We start from the raw sequence: 16,203 nt of genomic DNA, 5'->3' as shown, positions 1-16,203 counted from the left end.
ATCCGGGCCTTCGTCGTGCCAGGATGCCGCGCGCCACGGTGACGCAAGACGGTGCGACCGTCCTGCGTCAGCTGTCGCGCAGCGTCAGATCGTCGGGGCTGATCGCCCGGACGCCGTCGAAGCGAGTGAGATCGGTGTCGTACGTGACGACGCTCGCGCGGTTCTCGATGGCGAGTGCCGCCAGATGCGCATCATCGACGAGGTTCGCCGCGGTTCCGCGCGCAACGAGCAGACGCTCGAGGATCTCGGCGTGACGCGCGCCGGGATGGAGCACGTGAGCACTGGGAGCGGCCAGCCAGTCGTGAACCTGCGCCATCGCCTCCGACGCCGTCAGCGGAGACGGGAACACCCGGGGGTTCGTGGTCAGGCGCACGAACCCCAGCAGCGCGTTCCAGCTGAACCCGACATCGTCCGCACCGTCGAGTGCCGCATCGAGCCACGCAACGGATGCCCGGTGCTGCGCGCTGCGAGTGTCGACCGCGTACACGAGGACGTTGGTGTCGACGACCCTCATCGTCCGACCTGCAGGCGCCGCACCAGCTCGACGTCTTCCATCTCTCCCAGCACGCGGTTCGCATGGACGAGATCTATCGCCGCTGCCCCGAGGTCGCGCGGCTTCGTGTACCCGCCCGCCCGCTTGGCTGCCGGTGTCGTCCCGACGCGAATCGCGTCATTGAGAGCACGCTTGAACGAGATGCCCCGCTGCGCCATGAGCCGGCGGATCGCGGCTTCTGTGTCGGCATCCAGGGTGACGGTCGTACGCACGATTGACAGCATAGCATCATCAGGTGTGATGACATGCTGTCACCTTGCACGCAGCCACCGGCACGCAGCCACCGGCACGCCGCGCAAGGCGCCTGCGACACCGGGCGAATCTTCCCGATGATGCTGGATGTTCATCTCCCCAGAGGAATACCGGCCGACTACGCTCGTTGTCGTGACCGAACGCGCCCCCCTGTCCCGCAAGCTCAGTGCTATCGCCGAGTCCGCGACCCTCAAGGTCGACGCCAAGGCGAAGGCCCTCCAGGCCGCCGGCCGGCCCGTCATCTCGTACGCCGCCGGCGAGCCCGACTTCTCGACGCCGCCGTTCGTCGTCGAGGCCGCCGCCCACGCACTGCAGGATCCCGCGAACTACCGGTACACACCGGCCGTCGGGCTGCCCGTGCTGCGCGAGGCGATCGCGGCGAAGACGCTGCGCGACTCGGGCCTCGAGGTCACCCCGTCGCAGGTCGTCGTCACCAACGGCGGCAAGCAGGCGGTGTACCAGGCGTTCCAGGCGGTCGTGAATCCGGGCGACGAAGTCCTGCTGCCGGCGCCCTACTGGACGACGTACCCCGAGGTCATCGCGCTGGCCGGGGGCACCCCGGTCGAGGTCTTCGCCGGCGCCGATCAGGAGTACAAGGTCACCGTCGCGCAGCTCGAGGCGGCCCGCACCGACAAGACGACGGCGCTCGTGTTCGTCTCTCCGTCGAACCCGACCGGCTCGGTCTACACGGCGGAAGAGACCAAGGCGATCGGCGAGTGGGCGCTCGAACACGGCATCTGGATCATCTCGGACGAGATCTACCAGAACCTCGTCTACGAAGGCGTTCGCGCGGTCTCGGTCGTCGAGGCCGTGCCCGAGGTCGCCGGTCAGACGATCCTCGTCAACGGCGTCGCGAAGACCTACGCCATGACCGGCTGGCGGGTGGGCTGGATGGTCGGCCCCGCCGATGCGATCAAGCTCGCCGCGAACCTGCAGTCGCACCTGTCGTCGAACGTGAACAACATCGCGCAGCGCGCGGCGCTCGCCGCCCTCACGGGCCCGCAGACCGAGGCGGAGGACTTCCGTCTCGCGTTCGACCGCCGCCGGAAGCTCATCGTGTCCGAGCTCGCCGCGATCGACGGCGTCGAGGTGCCGACGCCGCTCGGCGCGTTCTACGTCTATCCCGACGTGCGTGGCCTGCTGGGCCGCGAGTGGCGCGGCACCCGCATCGACACGACGCTCGAGCTCGCTGATTTCATCCTCGACCAGGCCGAGGTCGCCGTCGTGCCCGGCGAGGCCTTCGGCCCTTCGGGCTACTTGCGCCTCTCGTATGCGCTCGGCGACGACGCGCTCCTCGAGGGCGTGCGACGCCTGCAGGAGCTGTTCGCCCAGTGATGAGCGCGGAGCCTCACCCGCGCTCCACCCTGATCCGCGCGCGCCGAGCAGCCCTGCTCATGAGTGCAGGCCTGCTGCTGACGGGCTGCGGCGTCCTGACTTCCGGGCCCTCCCCCACATCGACCTACACGGATGCCGCGGGGGCGACGATCGTCGTCGACTGGACCGACTACCCCGCTCACGCCGGACAGGGCGGCGAAGCCATGCTCGGCGCGCCGGACCAGGACGGACTCGAGGAGCCCGCCAGAGAGCTCATCGAACAGCTCCGCACCGCCGTCGAGCAGGAATCCGGCCTCGCCCTCGTCCCGAGCGAGGCCGAGCAGTCCTGGTTCGGCGATGATGACTGGCATCCGCAGACGGGCAACGGCTACGGCGGCGAATCGATGCTGACCACGGTCAACTGCTGCGAACTGCAGTCCGACGGCGTGCCTGCGCCTGCCCGCTGGGACGCCGTGATCGATGCCGCGAGTCGCGTGACGACCGACGCGGGCCTGGGGGCGTTCGTCCTGGACAGCGAGACGATGGACGCCGAGTATCGCGACCGATACTGCACCATCCCCGACGGCGGATGCTGGCACGTCTCAGCCAGCGTCTTCGACGGGTACCAGTGGGTGTATCTCACCATCCAGGACACGTCGCTCGATCCTTCGGGGGATGCCGCGGCGGAGGCGGAAGAGTTCGGCTGGCCGCTCGCGAGCATCGCCCTCGGGTACGGCGCGACGGTCGTGCGCGCGGGCGAGTCGGCGGATTTCGCCCGGGCGATGGAGCCGTTCCTCGGCCTCGAGCGCCCCGAACAGACGACGTCGGACTGACGCACGCACCGACGTCATCGCGACGTCCGCACCGGCAGCGCCGCGGCCGCGACGCTACCGGATGAGCCGGTCCGTGACGGGAGACTCGTTGCCGGCCATGTCGAATCCGACGGCGCAGAACCGCAGCGGCAGGTCGGCCTCCGCCAGGAAGTACGACTGTCGCCGGTACGGCTGGTAGGCCTCGCGGTCGGCGCAGTCGGTCTCGTCGGGCGGGCCGAAGAGCACGTGGATGTCGGCGATGTCGGGAATGTCGAAGAGCGGATCGACCATGACGTCGGTGTCGCCGAGACGCTCGATCGCGAGCTCGGGCCCGACCGTGGGCGGAACGGCGTCGATCGAGAAGATGAACCGGGCCGCGAGCGCCTCTTCGCCGGGGACGGCGGCGCACGCGAGCACGAACCCGTTCTCGACGGGCAGCGTGACGGGCACCACGACGGGGTCTTCGGCGCCCGCCGAGACCGCGTGACGCGCGGCGCCGGCATACGCCGACGCGTCGGTGCAGCGCGCCGCATCGCCGAGCGCGACGTCGGTGATGACGGCGACCTCGACATCGCTGTCGCTGCGCAGGGCGAGTTCCGGGGTCCGGCCCGCCCCGTCGGCGCCGTCGGGCGCGAAGATGCCGCCTCCCGCGATGTCCCACAGGGTCGACACTTCGAGGGGGCAGGCGCCGCCGAGTGCGAAGTCACCGTCGGCGAAGCAGTCTCCGACACCGGCGACGTGCACGCCGTAGCTGGAATCGGGAACAAAGACGGCGGCGTCTCCGTCGATCTCGCACGGCTTGCCGAGGTAGCACGTGTCTCCGCGCTCGACCGGAATCCCCGTGTTCGTCGTGTTGATGAGCGAGACGATCTCGCCGTCGGCGATCAGCGGCGATCCCGACGAGCCGCCCCGCACACCGGGGCAGTCGGTGCGCTGTGCGGCCAGCCACAGCCAGGTGTGCTCGATGACGTCGACCGTGCTGCCCAGCGTGCAGGCACCGCGGCGCAACACCCATTCGTCGTCGTCGACGTCGTCGGTCGGCGCGGCGATGTTGACGACGTCGCTGCCCACGTCACCTGGCGCGGACGCGATCGGCAGCGGCACGGCCCCTGCCTTCCGCAGATCGCCGAGCGTCGCGTCCAGGCGCACGATCGCGATGTCGGTGCCGCGCATCGAGGCGTATTCGACACGTTCGGCGGCGACGCGCAGCCGAACGGCGTCGGGGGTGTCGGCGGTCTGGAAGAAGGTCGCCTCGCCGAACGCCTCGTCGTCGATCATGGTGCGGTTCGCGGGGTCGCCGTCCAGGCCCGCGCAGTGTCCGTTGGTGAGCAGGTATGCCGCGGTGTCGTCGACGCCCGTCTCGATGAGCGAGGCCGTGCACCGTGAGGCGAGCTCGATCGTCACGACGCCGCCGTAGTCGGCGAGCTCAGCCGACGTGACCGGCGCGCCGAGAGCTCCGGTCGACGGGGTCGGCGCAGGGCTCTCCCCCGCCGCGCAGCCCGCCAGGAGCAACGCCGTGAGCGCGGTCGTCACCGCGAGAATCCGCTTCATCCCTGCCTCCTCGTCGCAGGCTAATGCATGCCGCGGCACGAGCCCGCGGCATGGCGTGCGGGTGGCTCAGAGACGACGTCGCGCGGCAGGAATCGGCGCCCGTCGGCCTTCAGGCGCTCGCGCCGTCGCGGTGCGCGGCATCCATCTCGGCCGATTGGAGCTGCAGGATCGCGAGCGCTTCGTGAACGGCGCCGATGCTCGTGTCGATGTCGCCGAAGTGGTGCAGGAAGCCGTTCGAGTCCCGGACGGAGACCGTCACGAGCGCACGCCCGTGGCGTGGCAGAGCCTTCGATTTCGTTGAGCGCGCGGGCATGTTCGCGATTCCCCTTCCGTGCTCTGCGAACCTATCGGCCGCGGCGCCGCGAAGCCCGGAAACACGCCGATCGGCGGGGGTCAGAGCTCGACGCCGACGAGCACGGGCTCGGGTTGGAGGATGAGTCCGAACTCGGACTGCACACGCCCCTGGATGAAGCGGGCGAGCTGCGCGAGCTCGGCCGCTGTCGCGCCGCCGCGGTTCGTCAGGGCGAGCGCGTGCTTGCTCGACAGCGCGGCGCGGGACGGGCCGATGCGGAAGCCCTTGCCGAGCCCCGCATTCTCGATGAGCCAGGCGGCGCTGACCTTGACGGCGGACTCGTGCGCCGTCGGCGGCGGCACGTACCCGTCGAACGAGGCGAGCGGGATGACCAGCACCGACTCCCGTTCGGGGGCGACCTCCCAGCGCGGGCATTCCGGAGGCAGGGTGCGCGCGAACGACGCCGACACGATCGCGTTCTGGAAGAACGAGCCGGCACTCCGGGTGTCGGGGTCCGCCTCGTCGAGCACCATTCCCTTGCGGGCACGAGTGGCCAGCACGTGGTCGCGGATCCAGGCCGACGACACCGCCTGCCCCTCGTCGAGCCCGAGCGCCGTGCGCAGCTGCGCACCCGCGATGGGGCGTTCCGTCGACCCCACCTCGGCGAGCTCCAGTGTCACCGCCAGGATGACGGCCGATCGGGCGGGCACGGAGCCGTAGTGCTGCTTCAGCACCGACGTGCGGAAGCCGAGTCCGAGCTCGGGCGCGGCGACCGTGCGCACCTCGCCGTCGGCCTCGTCGATCAGATCGACTTCGACGAGCGTCTGGACGATCTCCTGACCGTACGCGCCGATGTTCTGCACGGGGGCAGCGCCCACCGTGCCGGGAATCCCCGCCATCGCCTCGATGCCGGCGAGTCCGTGCGCGACGGCGTAGGCGACGAGGGCATCCCAATCGTGCCCGGCCTGCACCCGCAGCCGGACGTGCCCCGGTCGAGGCGACGGCAGCTGCTCGATGCCCTGCGTGAGCACGCGCACGACGGTGCCTTCGATGGGTTCGTCGCCGACGAACAGGTTCGACCCGCCGCCGAGCACGAGCCACGGCTCGTCGTTCGCCCACAGTCCGCGCAGGGCCGACACGAGCTCGTCGGTCGTGCGGGCGTCGATCATGCGTTCCGGCGCACCGCCGGTGCGCAGCGTCGTCAGCTGCGCCAGGGCGATGGGGGTGATGTCGGGCATCGTGTCAGGCCAGGCGCACGCGCACCTGCGCCTTGCCCAGGACGGTGGTCTCGCCGTGCGTCACGGTGAGGTCGATGCGTGCCGTCTCGTCGTCGACGGCGCCGACCTTCGCGACGATCGTGAGATCGGCGCCCGTCTCGGGGTCGACGACGACGGGGCGCGTGAACCGCACGCCGTAGTCGAGGATGCGGCCGGGATCCCCGAGCCAGCCCGTGACCGTCTGCACCGCGACGCCCATCGTGAGCATGCCGTGTGCGAGCACGCCCGGAAGACCCACCGAGGCAGCCACGTCGTCGCGGTAGTGGATGGGGTTGAAATCGCCGGAGGCCCCCGCGTAGCGCACGAGCGACTCCCGCGTGAGGTGCACGGAGCGCTCTGCGACGACGTCGCCCACGGACAGCGCGGTCATGCGTCCGCCCCCACCAGGAGCACGGATGTCGCCGTGACGACGTGGTCGCCGTCGGCATCCGTGATGGTCGCGTCGCTGGTGACCATCGCGTTCGCACCGAGAGTGCGGATGCCGGTGATCGCGAGCTGCGCCGTGAGCTCATCGCCCGCGACGATGGGGCGCGAGTAGGCGAATCGCTGCTCGGCGTGCAGGACGCGCGAGAGCTCGATGCCCGAGTCGGGCTCGGCGAGCAGCTGCTGCAGTGTGAGGTCCTGCACGACCATGGCGAACGTGGGCGGCGCGATGACGTCGGCGTAGCCGAGAGCCCGCGCGGCGGTCGGGTCGACGTAGGCTGCGTCGTCGGCGAAGACGGCACGAGCGAATTCGCGCACCTTCTCACGGCCCACGAGATACGGGGTGGTCGGCGGGAACTCTCGGCCGACGAGCTCGGGGTTCACTGGCACCGTCACATCCTATCGAGCGGCAGGCTCAGCGCCGGCGCCCGCGGATCGCCTTGAGCGCCATCTGCACGGCGATGACGATCAGGAAGGCGGCGAACAGGATGTTGCCGACGAGCGGATCGATGACCGTCGCGAGCCAGGCGCCCAGTGCCGTCGTCGTGCACGCCGCGCCGCCCACCAGCAGCGCCGCGATGAGGTCGACGTTCGAGCGACGGATGTTGCCGATCGTGCCGGACAACGCCGTCGGGATCATCATGAGCAGCGACGTGCCCTTGGCGACGAGGTCGCTCGCCCCGAACAGCAGCATGAGCACCGGCACGACGACGACCCCGCCGCCGACACCCAGCAGGCCCGCGAGCACGCCCGTGATGAGGCCGAGCAGAATGAGGCCGAGCACGCTGACGACCGTGAGGGGCAGACCCGCATCGCGCGAGGGGATGACGAGGAAGAGCCCGACGACGACGATCGCGAGGAAGCCGACGAAGCCCCAGCGCAGCACCGTCACCGGCATCCGCGGCAGCAGCCACGTGCCGATCTGGGCCCCGACGACGGCTCCGGCGGCGAGGATGAGCGCGGGGATCCACGCGACCGAATCGGTCAGCGCGTACGACACGACGCCCACGGCCGCCGTGGGCACGATCGCGCCGAGCGACGTGCCCGCCGCGAGTCGCTGGTCGAACCCGAGGCCCAGCACGAGGAGCGGGACGATGACGGTGCCGCCGCCGACCCCGAACAGACCCGACAGAAGCCCCGCCGCCAGACCGATGCCGAGACAGGTCAGGACGTAGCGCAGGTCACGTGGCCGAGCCGCGGCATCCCGCGTCATCCGAACCGGAATCCGATCCCGGCACCGGCCGGAAGAGCCGTCGCGTTGCCCAGGAAGAGCAGCGGGATCGCGACCGCGAAGGCGATCACGACGGCCAGCAGAAGCACGCCCAGCACCGCCCACACGATCCACAGGCCCGAGCGGCGGGTTCCGGTCGCGGCGGTGAACGCGCCCGGGGTGTCGCCGTCGCGGTCGTCGACGAGCTCGGCGAGCTCGGGAGGCAGGTCGTCGGCGTCTGCGTCGGACCGCTCGGGCTCGGGAGTCGCCACGTGCGGGGTCCAGGTCGAGCCGTCCCACCAGCGCAGCGCGCCGTGTCCGTCGTCGTACCAGCCAGGAGGCCTCGAGGTCATCCGGCAACGATACCCTTGCGGCACTTCGCGTCCTCCGCAAGGGGCTGACGATCCCCGCGCCGAGTGCTTAGCGTGGCGGCATGAGAGACGTCACGATCTTCGCGCCGGTGCCGATCCTCACCGTCACGGTCGAGGGACAGTCCGACGGCCCCGAGGTGCACATCCACGCCGGCGGCCAGGGCGTCTGGCAGGCACGGATGCTGCGGCGTCTGGGCGTGGACGTCACGATGTGCTGCGTCCTGTCGGGCGAGACGGGCACCGTGCTGCGCCACCTGCTCGAAGACGAGGGCATCTCGGTCGCCGCCGTCGAGCGGTCGGGTCGCGGTGCGGCGTACCTGCACGACCGCAGAGACGGCGAGCGCACGGTCGTCGCGCAGGAGGACGGCGATCCGCTCGGACGCCACGAGCTCGACGAGCTCTACGGTGTCGTTCTGCGCGAGGCGCTCGGAGAGCGGTCGCGGCTGGTCATCCTGAGCGGGCCGGCCGGTGAAGAAGCACTGCCGCCCGAGACCTATCGCCGCCTCGCCGCCGACCTGCGCGCGGGCGGTGCGACCGTCGTCGTCGATCTCGCGGGTGATCGACTCGAGGCCGCGCTCGAGGGCGGCGTCGACGTGCTGAAGGTCAGTCACGAGGAGCTGCGCGACGACGGGCTCATCGACGAAGCGAGCCCGCACGAGATCATGGCGGCGATGCGGCGTCTGCGCGATACCGGGGCGGCGACGGTCATCGTGACTCGTGCCGAGGAACCCGCGCTGTTCCTCGACGCCGGCGGCTTCCTCGAGATCCGGCCGCCGCAGTTCGAGATCGCCGACACGCACGGCGCGGGCGACTCGCTGACGGCGGGAACCGTCGCGGGCATCGCGCGCGGCGAGGCACCCCGCGACGCGGTCATCCTCGGCGCCGCGGCCGGCGCGCTCAACGTGACGCGGCACGGTCTGGGAACGGGAGACCCCGACGCGATCATCGAACTGCGCCAGGACGTGGTCGTCACACCGCTCGCCGACGACGCGGCGGCGGGCATCGATCAGCCGGTGACGGGCCGGGTGAGCCCGGACGGTCTGGCGGCTCTCGCCGAACCGGCCGACGGCGACGCGGAGGAGGACTGATGCGCGCGCTCGTGACGAACGACGACGGGATCGACGCCCCGGGGCTGCACGTGCTCGCTGCGGCCGCCCGCGACGCCGGATTCGCGGTGACGATCGCGGCGCCGGCGGGCCAGTCCAGCGGCGCGAGCGCGTCGATCATGGCGGAGGAGGCCGACGGCAGGATCGCGGTGGAACGCCGGACGATTCCCGGCCTCGACGAGGTGCCGGCCTTCGCGGTGCACGGCGGGCCGGGGCTCATCGCCCTCATCGCGGCGCGCGGTGCCTTCGGAGACCCCTCCGATCTGGTTCTGTCGGGCGTCAACCACGGCGCGAACGTGGGGCGCGCGATCCTGCACTCCGGCACGGTCGGGGCCGCGCTGACCGGTGGCTTGAACGGTGCGTGGGGGGTTGCGGTGTCGCTGGACGTGGGCATGCGCCCGACCGAGTACCACTGGGACACGGCGGCACACGCCGCGCTCGCCATCGTCCCGCAGATCATCGAGCGGCCGCGCGGCACGGTCGTCAACCTCAACGCACCCAACACCGCCACCACGCGCGGCGTCATCGAGGCCAGTCTGGCCCCGTTCGGCATCGTGCAGACCACGATGTCCGAGCGGCACGAGCATCACGTGCGGCTCGCGGTGGAGGATCTGCCGTCGACGCCGGAAGCGGGCACGGATGCCGCGTTCCTCGCCGACGGCTGGGTCACGGTCACGGGGCTCGATCCCGTGTCCCACGTCCCCCTGGGGCTCGAGGTCGACGCGGGCCGTGGTTAGGCGACGTTGGGCCGCGCGTGGAACGGCCTGCGGTGCGGGATGGGCGCCGGTTTGGTCGAGGGGTGATGCTCCTCTGCGGTGAACAGCGCCGATGCGGCATCGATGATGGCCTCCGGGGAGTCGAACATCCGGATGCCGTGCGTTCCCGCGACCCACACCACCTCGTAGTGGCCCGACGCGACCCGCTCGACGTACGCGATGAGTTCGCCCGCCCGGCGGTTATGCAGTCGCCATGCTCCCGTCCCTGAGGGGACGAAGTCGAAGACCGGACCGGTGGCCATGATCGCGCTCCTGCTCTCCCGCCGACGCACGACGGGTCACCCTGAGCGTCGCCCGGCGAACCGGGTACGGCCAGGGGGTTGCGTGGAAGGGACTCCGGCGCTACCGGCCGGGAGCCGGCCCGCCGATAGCGCCGGCTCCCGCCTTCCGCAACCGGGTCGACGGTCCAGCCGAAGGCGGCGAGGCTGAGATCGGAAAGGAGCACGACATGAACAGCACTCCGGATGCACCCCAGGAGGACTTCCAGCCTCTCGGCGATCGCGACAGCTCGATCGAGGCGGATCCCGCGGAAGACCCCGCGCAGGCCGAATGGGACGGCACGACCGGCATCGACGCCGAACGCCCCGTCGATGACACCGAGATCCCGGCATCCGATCTTCCGGATGCCGCGGCGCAGCCCGAGACGCAGGGCACCGACCCCGTCGCCGCCGAGCTCGGCGAGGAGGGGCAGGGCGACCTCGCGCCCGAGGACCTGTGACTCAGGCGATGCGGGAGTCGCCGGGCGGTGACACCCGCATCCACCGGAAGCCGTAGGGCTCGAGGGCGAACTCGACCCGTCCCCGGTCATCGATCTCGAGCTGCTCGGGCCCGTGCAGGTCGAGCAGGACCGTCCCCTCGTCGACCTCGCCGACCTCGACCGTCACCCGCACGGGCACGGCGGTGAAGTTGTGCAGGGCGATCATGCGCCCGACCTCGGCCGTCACGGCGTGCACCATGACACCCTCGCCGTCATGGTCGAGGAACTCGAGCTCCCCCCAGCCCAGTTCGACGCACGCGCGGTACCGCGCGATGAGCTTCCGCACGAACATCAGCAGCGAGTCGTCGTCGTTGCGCTGCCGGCGCACGTTGACGTGCGCGGGCGCGTAGCCGTCGCCCGGCTGCGGGGAGGTGAGCCGGCTCGGCGCGGCATCCGAGAATCCACCGTTCTTGCCGTCGGTCCACTGCATGGGCGTGCGCACCGATCCGCGGCCCGGCACGTCGGGGTTCTCGCCCATGCCGATCTCTTCGCCGTAGAAGAGCACGGGGGTGCCCGGCAGCGAGAACATCAGGCTGTAGACCATCCGGATGCGGCGCGGATCCCCCGAGAGCATGGGCGGAAGCCGCCGCGTGATCCCGCGACCGTACACGCGCTGGGCCGGATCCGGCGCGAGCGCGTCGAACACCTCGTCACGCTCGGCCTCGGTGAGCTTGTCGAGGGTGAGCTCGTCGTGATTGCGCACGAAGTTGGCCCATCCCGTCTCGGTCGGGATCGCGGGGCGCGACGAGAGCGCCTCGATGAGCGGCGCGGGGTCGTCCCGCACGAGCGAGAGGTACAGCGCCTGCATCGAGACGAAGTCGAACTGCAGATCGAGTTCGCCGCCATGCTCGCCGCCGAAGAAGCGCACCTGTTCCTCGAATGGCAGATTCACCTCGCCGAGCAGTGCGGCATCGCCGGAACGGCGCTGCAGGAACCGTTTCAGGTCGCGCAGGAACCCGTGCGGATCGCCGAGGTCTGCGTCTGCCGGCACCTCGAGGAGGTGCGGGACGGCGTCCAGCCGGAAGCCCGAGACCCCCAGGGCCAGCCAGAATCCCATGGTCTTGGCGATTTCGTCCCGCACGCGCGGATTGGCGATGTTGAGGTCGGGCTGGTGCCGGTAGAACACGTGCTGGAAGTACTGCTCGGTGCGCTCGTCGTACTCCCAGACGCTCGCCTCTTCGCCGGGGAAGACCGTCTCCTGCTTCTGCGCGGGCGGTTCGTCGCGCCAGATGTAGAAGTCGCGATACGGCGAGGAGCGGCTGCGTCGCGCCGCGACGAACCAGGGATGGCGATCGGAAGTGTGGTTGACGACGAGATCGACGATGACGCGGATGCCGCGGTCGTGAGCCGTGCGCAGAACCTCGACGAAATCGCCGTGATTGCCCAGGCTCGGGTCGATGCCGTACAGGTCGCTGACGTCGTAGCCGTCGTCGCGGCCGGGCGTCGGATAGAACGGCATGAGCCACAGGCACGTGATGCCGAGGTCGGCGAGGTAGTCGATGCGCTGCGCGAGGCCCGCGAAGTCGCCCGTCCCGTCGCCGTTGCCGTCCATGAACGTCTCGACGTCGAGGCAGTAGACGACGGCGTGCTTCCACCACAGGTCGCTGGTGTCGGTGATCTTCATGCGAGCCTCCGCAGTGCCGGCAGCAGGTCGTTTTCGGCCCGGGAGAGAAAGCGCTCCTGGTCCTTTCCGACCCCGTGCAGATAGACGCGATCGAAGCCGAGTGCGGCCAGATGCGCGATGCGCGCCGCGAGTTCCGCCGCGTCGTCGGCGATCAGCACGCCCGCGTGCAGGTCGTCGTCGCTCGGGTCGGCCGCGAGCGCGTCGAAGTCCTCGGGCTGCTCGATGTCCCACAGCGAGGCGTCGATGACGCAATGGCGCCACTGGTCGCGCGCGACGGCAAGCGCTTCGGTCGTGGACTCCTCGAGCGAGACGTGCACCTGCAGGATGCGCGGGCCGGTGCCGCCGGCATCCGCGTACGCGGCGAGCACGCGCTCGAGCACCGCCGGCGCCTGTGCGACGGTCGCGAGGCCGTCGGCCCACCCCGCGACCCATCCGGCCGTCTCTGCGCTGACGGCGGCGCCGAGCAGGGGCGGGGGCGCGCCGGGCCGTGACCACAGCCGAGCGCGATGCACGTCGATGACCCCCGTCCGCGTCACCTCCTCGCCCGTCAGCAGGCGCCGGATGACATCGACGGATGCCGCGAGCCGTTCTTCGCGCTGCGCCTTCGGCGGCCACGGGTCGCCCGTGACGTGCTCATTGACGGCTTCACCGCTGCCCAGAGCGGCCCAGAACCGGCCGGGGAACATCTCCTCGAGCGTCGCGATTGCTTGCGCTGCGATCACCGGGTGATATCGCTGGCCGGGTGCCGTCACGACGCCGAGCGAGAATCCCGTCGATGCCAGGGCGGCGCCGAGCCAGCTGAAGGCGTGTCCGGATTCACCCTGCGCGAGCCCCCACGGTGCCACGTGGTCCGAGCACATCGCGCCGTCGAAGCCCGCCGATTCGGCTCGGGCGACGGCGCGCAACACCGCACTCGGCGCGAGCTGCTCGTGAGACGCGTGGTACCCGATGAAGACCATGCGGCGAGTCTCGTCGGGGCGCAGGCACGCGACAAGGCCTTGCGCAGCATCCGTTCACCGGGTTACACCCGGCGCCGCACACGGCGCAAGGGCCCTCCGGCCGAGCACGAGCGGCGTCATGCTGAGCATGCGAACGGAGGGCGTGCGGTGCGCGGAAGGACCGGGACGGCGATCGCCATGTGCATCGGCGCGGTACTGGTGCTCGCCGGCTGCGGCCTGCACGTACCCGCAGACCCGAACGGCACGACGGCGCGTGTCGAAGGGTCGGTGCTGCGGGCCGGGGCGGTACCCGAACCGGGGCTCGTCGAGGTCGTGCGCGATGAGCCGGCGGGCCCGCTCGTAGACATGGTGGACGATTTTGCGCGGGAGCACGACGCATCCGTCGACTGGACGGTCGGAGGCGAGGAGATGCTCGTGACGCTGCTCGAAGAGGGTGAGCTGGATCTCGTGGTCGGCGGGATCACAGCGCAGACTCCCTGGGCCGACCGTGCGGCGGTCACCCGCGGATACCCGCAGCTCGACGGGGGCGACGGTCGCGAGATCGTCATGCTCGTCCCGCTCGGTGAGAACCGCTTCCTCTCCGAAGTGGAGATGTTCCTCGACGAAGAGGTGGCGGAGTGAGCCCGGTCGGCCGCACCGATCTTCCTGCCGAGCAGCGGGAGGCGCTGAAGAAGGCGATCACGTGGGAGTGGATCACGATCGCCTACACCGTCGGGACGATCACACTCGTGGCGTTCGTCGTCGGCAATTCCCAGGCGATGAAGACGGCGTGGATCGAGGACATGCTCTCGCTCATCCCGCAGATCGCGTTCCTCATCGCGCTGCTGTTCATCCGTCGGGACCCCTCCCCCTCGCATCCCTTCGGCTTCCACCGCGCCATGGTGATCGGCCATCTCGTCGCCGGGGTCGCCCTCTTCGCCGTCGGCGGCAACCTCGCCCTCGAATCGGTCACGGGGCTCGTGGCGGCGGAGCATCCCACGATCGGAACGGTCAACCTCTTCGGGTACACGATCTGGCAGGGCTGGCTCATGGTCGCGGTCATGGCGCTCATCGTGCCAGGCCCGTTCATCTACGGACGCGCGAAGCTGCGCATCGCGCCGACGCTGCACAGCAAGCTGCTCTATGCCGACGCCGACATGGCCAAGGCCGACTGGCACACCAACGCCGCATCCATCATCGGCGTGCTCGGCATCGGCGTCGGCCTGTGGTGGCTCGACGGTGTCGCCGCCCTGTTCATCTCGCTCGGCATCGTGCTCGACGGTTTCCGGAACACGCGTGCCGCCGTGCGCGATCTCGTCGACGAGAGCGCCCGCACCTTCGACAGCGGCCAGACGCATCCGCTCTTCGCGCAGATCCTCGCGACGATGCGCCGGCAGCCGTGGGTGCGTGACGCGGGAGTGCGGATGCGCGACCTCGGGCATGTCTTCCACGCCGAGGTCTTCTTCGTGCCGTCGGGGCGCCGCCCCGTCGGCACGGACGTCCTCCGCACCGCGGCTGAGCAGATCGCGCAGCTCGACTGGAAGCTGCAGGACGTCGTCGTGATCCCCGTCGATCGGATCCCCGATGAGGCGATGACGGAACGCGAAATCAGCGCAGCGGATTGAACGGCGCGATCGCCTGGTCGACCCGGCCCGTGACGATCTGCTCGGCGAGGAGCTTGCCGGTCGCCGGGCCCAGGACGATGCCCCACATGCCGTGACCACCGGCGACGTAGACGCCGGGTGCGCGGGTGGCGCCCACGAGCGGCAGCCCGTCGGGGGTGACCGGGCGAGAGCCGACCCATTCGTCGTGACGGTCGTCGAGATCCATGCCGGTGAACAGGGCGCGCGACTGGTTGACGATGGCCTGGATGCGGCGGGGCTGAGGGGCCTCGTCGGGGCGGCGGAACTCCATCGTGCCGGCGATGCGGAAGCGCCCCTGGTACGGCGTGCAGGCGATGCGCTGGAACGGCATGTAGACGGGGTAGTCGATCGGCTCGTCGGTGTCGACGGTGAACGAGTACCCGCGGCCGGCTTGCACGCGCACCTTGACGCCGAGCGGGCGAGCGAGCTGCGGCATCCATGCTCCGGTCGCGACGACCACGGAATCGGCCTCGAGCTGTTCGCCGCCGGCGAGCGTGACCGAGGGGCGGCCCGTGGAGCCGACCGCCGTGACCGTCGCATCGGTGCGGATCACGCCGCCGCGGGCGCGGACGGCCTCGGCGAGCGCTTCGACGTAGGGTCCGGGCTCGAGGAAGCGCTGCCCGTCGAGACGGTAGGCGACGGTGACGGCGTCGGAGAGCTGCGGCACGAGTGAGCGCGGATCGGTGAGCCGCTCGAACGGCACGTCCTGACCATGCCGGATGACACCCTCGACCTCGCGCAGGAAGCCCTTCGAGTGTGGTTCGTCGGTGAAGCCGATGACGAACGGCCCCTTCTTCGTCCAGGCGTCCACGCCGCCCTCGGCGAGTTCGTCGAAGCCGGCGAGGGCGATCTTGTCGATGGGCGTGAGCGCCGCCATCGTGCGGTTCCACGCGCGCATCGAGCCGTGCGAGGCGAAGCGGGCCAAGAAGGACCACAGGGCGACATCGGCGCGGAAGGGAACGTGCAGTGCCGCATCGGGGTCGAGCAGCGCCTTCGGTCCGTACGTCCACAGGCTCGGGTCGGCCAGCGGGATGGTCTTGCCGGGGGTCAGCCAGCCGGCATTGCCCCACGACGAACCCGCCGCGACGCCCGCGCGATCGAGCACCGTGACCTCGACGCCGTGCTCCTGCAGGTGCCACGCGGTCGCGAGACCGACCATTCCTGCACCGATGACGATCGAACGCGCCACAATACCTCCTCGGTCATGGGCTTCCTGCCGTCAAGTATGCAGAATCGGATGCTGCACCTCAGTGATCGTGCAGATTCTTTGCCTGGGAGGTGGCCATAAGGAAGAATCACTCTTG

Annotated in this window: 20 protein-coding genes; 7 read left to right on the top strand and 13 right to left on the bottom strand. The window is 70.5% G+C overall.

Annotated elements, in window-relative coordinates; translation table 11 throughout:
• Positions 1–67: 67 nt before the first annotated feature.
• A complete protein-coding gene (locus ACWICD_RS09605) occupies positions 68–514 on the bottom strand; it encodes a type II toxin-antitoxin system VapC family toxin (RefSeq protein WP_376125235.1) in 447 nt (148 codons plus the stop codon).
• Positions 511–765: an antitoxin gene (locus ACWICD_RS09600; RefSeq protein ID WP_454140032.1), complete on the bottom strand. Its 255-nt coding sequence runs from the start codon at positions 763–765 to the stop codon at positions 511–513. Before ACWICD_RS09600 ends, ACWICD_RS09605 begins: the two co-directional genes overlap by 4 nt.
• 172 nt (positions 766–937) lie before the next feature.
• Between ACWICD_RS09600 and ACWICD_RS09595 the strand changes: the two genes are divergently transcribed.
• Positions 938–2,140 carry a pyridoxal phosphate-dependent aminotransferase gene (locus ACWICD_RS09595; protein ID WP_454140031.1) on the top strand — a complete coding sequence of 401 codons (1,203 nt, stop codon included), beginning with the start codon at positions 938–940 and terminating at the stop codon, positions 2,138–2,140.
• Positions 2,141–2,199: 59 nt separating this feature from the next.
• The gene (locus ACWICD_RS09590) at positions 2,200–2,952 is read left to right on the top strand and encodes a hypothetical protein (protein WP_454140030.1); all 753 of its coding nucleotides are present in this window, start codon (positions 2,200–2,202) and stop codon (positions 2,950–2,952) included.
• 54 nt (positions 2,953–3,006) lie between these two features.
• On the opposite strand, the gene ACWICD_RS09585 is transcribed toward ACWICD_RS09590, so the two are convergent.
• The 7 genes from ACWICD_RS09585 to ACWICD_RS09555 all read right to left on the bottom strand — a co-directional run bounded on the left by ACWICD_RS09585 (position 3,007) and on the right by ACWICD_RS09555 (position 8,037).
• Complete coding sequence (locus ACWICD_RS09585) at positions 3,007–4,482, bottom strand: trypsin-like peptidase domain-containing protein (protein ID WP_454140029.1); 1,476 nt, start codon at positions 4,480–4,482, stop codon at positions 3,007–3,009.
• 109 nt (positions 4,483–4,591) lie between these two features.
• A complete protein-coding gene (locus ACWICD_RS09580; protein WP_376125223.1) occupies positions 4,592–4,741 on the bottom strand; it encodes a hypothetical protein in 150 nt (49 codons plus the stop codon).
• A gap of 134 nt (positions 4,742–4,875) precedes the next feature.
• Entirely contained in the window at positions 4,876–6,012 is a 1,137-nt protein-coding gene (locus ACWICD_RS09575; RefSeq protein ID WP_454140028.1) for a UDP-N-acetylmuramate dehydrogenase, read from the bottom strand.
• 4 nt (positions 6,013–6,016) lie between these two features.
• Positions 6,017–6,421, bottom strand: coding sequence for a MaoC family dehydratase (locus ACWICD_RS09570; RefSeq protein ID WP_454140027.1), 405 nt, complete (start codon positions 6,419–6,421; stop codon positions 6,017–6,019).
• Positions 6,418–6,864 (bottom strand): FAS1-like dehydratase domain-containing protein, encoded by a 447-nt coding sequence (locus ACWICD_RS09565; RefSeq protein ID WP_454140026.1) that lies wholly within the window; start codon positions 6,862–6,864, stop codon positions 6,418–6,420. The genes ACWICD_RS09570 and ACWICD_RS09565 overlap by 4 nt, the downstream gene beginning before the upstream one ends.
• 25 nt (positions 6,865–6,889) lie before the next feature.
• Positions 6,890–7,687 (bottom strand): sulfite exporter TauE/SafE family protein, encoded by a 798-nt coding sequence (locus tag ACWICD_RS09560; RefSeq protein ID WP_376125214.1) that lies wholly within the window; start codon positions 7,685–7,687, stop codon positions 6,890–6,892.
• Positions 7,684–8,037 (bottom strand): DUF2510 domain-containing protein, encoded by a 354-nt coding sequence (locus tag ACWICD_RS09555; RefSeq protein ID WP_376125211.1) that lies wholly within the window; start codon positions 8,035–8,037, stop codon positions 7,684–7,686. Before ACWICD_RS09555 ends, ACWICD_RS09560 begins: the two co-directional genes overlap by 4 nt.
• Positions 8,038–8,117: 80 nt before the next feature.
• Between ACWICD_RS09555 and ACWICD_RS09550 the strand changes: the two genes are divergently transcribed.
• Together ACWICD_RS09550 and surE are read left to right on the top strand one after the other, a co-directional pair.
• Positions 8,118–9,143 carry a 1-phosphofructokinase family hexose kinase gene (locus ACWICD_RS09550; protein WP_376125209.1) on the top strand — a complete coding sequence of 342 codons (1,026 nt, stop codon included), beginning with the start codon at positions 8,118–8,120 and terminating at the stop codon, positions 9,141–9,143.
• Positions 9,143–9,898 (top strand): 5'/3'-nucleotidase SurE, encoded by a 756-nt coding sequence (gene surE, locus ACWICD_RS09545; protein ID WP_376125207.1) that lies wholly within the window; start codon positions 9,143–9,145, stop codon positions 9,896–9,898. Before ACWICD_RS09550 ends, surE begins: the two co-directional genes overlap by 1 nt.
• Here the strand turns inward: surE and ACWICD_RS09540 are convergent.
• Entirely contained in the window at positions 9,895–10,179 is a 285-nt protein-coding gene (locus ACWICD_RS09540; protein ID WP_376125204.1) for a hypothetical protein, read from the bottom strand. The two genes, surE and ACWICD_RS09540, sit on opposite strands and share 4 nt — an antisense overlap.
• Positions 10,180–10,385: 206 nt before the next feature.
• Here ACWICD_RS09540 and ACWICD_RS09535 point away from each other — a divergent pair, with 206 nt between their 5' ends.
• Positions 10,386–10,655, top strand: a complete 270-nt coding sequence (locus ACWICD_RS09535) for a sugar ABC transporter ATPase (protein WP_376125203.1) — start codon at positions 10,386–10,388, stop codon at positions 10,653–10,655.
• 1 nt (position 10,656) lies between these two features.
• Here the strand turns inward: ACWICD_RS09535 and ACWICD_RS09530 are convergent, their stop codons facing one another.
• Complete coding sequence (locus tag ACWICD_RS09530) at positions 10,657–12,318, bottom strand: alpha-amylase family protein (protein WP_376125201.1); 1,662 nt, start codon at positions 12,316–12,318, stop codon at positions 10,657–10,659.
• Positions 12,315–13,277, bottom strand: a complete 963-nt coding sequence (locus ACWICD_RS09525) for a TIGR03885 family FMN-dependent LLM class oxidoreductase (protein ID WP_454140025.1) — start codon at positions 13,275–13,277, stop codon at positions 12,315–12,317. Before ACWICD_RS09525 ends, ACWICD_RS09530 begins: the two co-directional genes overlap by 4 nt.
• Positions 13,278–13,424: 147 nt before the next feature.
• Here ACWICD_RS09525 and ACWICD_RS09520 point away from each other — a divergent pair, with 147 nt between their 5' ends.
• Together ACWICD_RS09520 and ACWICD_RS09515 are read left to right on the top strand one after the other, a co-directional pair.
• The gene (locus tag ACWICD_RS09520) at positions 13,425–13,898 is read left to right on the top strand and encodes a transglycosylase SLT domain-containing protein (protein WP_376125197.1); all 474 of its coding nucleotides are present in this window, start codon (positions 13,425–13,427) and stop codon (positions 13,896–13,898) included.
• Positions 13,895–14,881, top strand: a complete 987-nt coding sequence (locus tag ACWICD_RS09515) for a cation diffusion facilitator family transporter (protein ID WP_454140024.1) — start codon at positions 13,895–13,897, stop codon at positions 14,879–14,881. The genes ACWICD_RS09520 and ACWICD_RS09515 overlap by 4 nt, the downstream gene beginning before the upstream one ends.
• On the opposite strand, the gene ACWICD_RS09510 is transcribed toward ACWICD_RS09515, so the two are convergent.
• The gene (locus ACWICD_RS09510; RefSeq protein WP_454140023.1) at positions 14,865–16,088 is read right to left on the bottom strand and encodes an NAD(P)/FAD-dependent oxidoreductase; all 1,224 of its coding nucleotides are present in this window, start codon (positions 16,086–16,088) and stop codon (positions 14,865–14,867) included. The genes ACWICD_RS09515 and ACWICD_RS09510 overlap by 17 nt on opposite strands.
• Positions 16,089–16,203 lie beyond the last annotated feature (115 nt).

Source organism: Microbacterium sp. NPDC055357 (genome assembly GCF_053644835.1).
The sequence above is the reverse complement of the archived record's forward strand: the minus strand, read 5'-3'. Positions and strand labels throughout refer to the sequence as shown.

Excerpts from the sequence above, each read along its gene's own strand:
- ACWICD_RS09605 (WP_376125235.1), bottom strand. The coding sequence starts at position 514 with ATGAGGGTCGTCGACACCAACGTCCTCGTGTACGCGGTCGACACTCGC.
- ACWICD_RS09590 (WP_454140030.1), top strand. The coding sequence starts at position 2,200 with ATGAGTGCAGGCCTGCTGCTGACGGGCTGCGGCGTCCTGACTTCCGGG.
- ACWICD_RS09585 (WP_454140029.1), bottom strand. The coding sequence starts at position 4,482 with ATGAAGCGGATTCTCGCGGTGACGACCGCGCTCACGGCGTTGCTCCTG.
- ACWICD_RS09575 (WP_454140028.1), bottom strand. The coding sequence starts at position 6,012 with ATGCCCGACATCACCCCCATCGCCCTGGCGCAGCTGACGACGCTGCGC.
- ACWICD_RS09570 (WP_454140027.1), bottom strand. The coding sequence starts at position 6,421 with ATGACCGCGCTGTCCGTGGGCGACGTCGTCGCAGAGCGCTCCGTGCAC.
- ACWICD_RS09560 (WP_376125214.1), bottom strand. The coding sequence starts at position 7,687 with ATGACGCGGGATGCCGCGGCTCGGCCACGTGACCTGCGCTACGTCCTG.
- ACWICD_RS09555 (WP_376125211.1), bottom strand. The coding sequence starts at position 8,037 with ATGACCTCGAGGCCTCCTGGCTGGTACGACGACGGACACGGCGCGCTG.
- ACWICD_RS09550 (WP_376125209.1), top strand. The coding sequence starts at position 8,118 with ATGAGAGACGTCACGATCTTCGCGCCGGTGCCGATCCTCACCGTCACG.
- surE (WP_376125207.1), top strand. The coding sequence starts at position 9,143 with ATGCGCGCGCTCGTGACGAACGACGACGGGATCGACGCCCCGGGGCTG.
- ACWICD_RS09540 (WP_376125204.1), bottom strand. The coding sequence starts at position 10,179 with ATGGCCACCGGTCCGGTCTTCGACTTCGTCCCCTCAGGGACGGGAGCA.
- ACWICD_RS09535 (WP_376125203.1), top strand. The coding sequence starts at position 10,386 with ATGAACAGCACTCCGGATGCACCCCAGGAGGACTTCCAGCCTCTCGGC.
- ACWICD_RS09530 (WP_376125201.1), bottom strand. The coding sequence starts at position 12,318 with ATGAAGATCACCGACACCAGCGACCTGTGGTGGAAGCACGCCGTCGTC.
- ACWICD_RS09525 (WP_454140025.1), bottom strand. The coding sequence starts at position 13,277 with ATGGTCTTCATCGGGTACCACGCGTCTCACGAGCAGCTCGCGCCGAGT.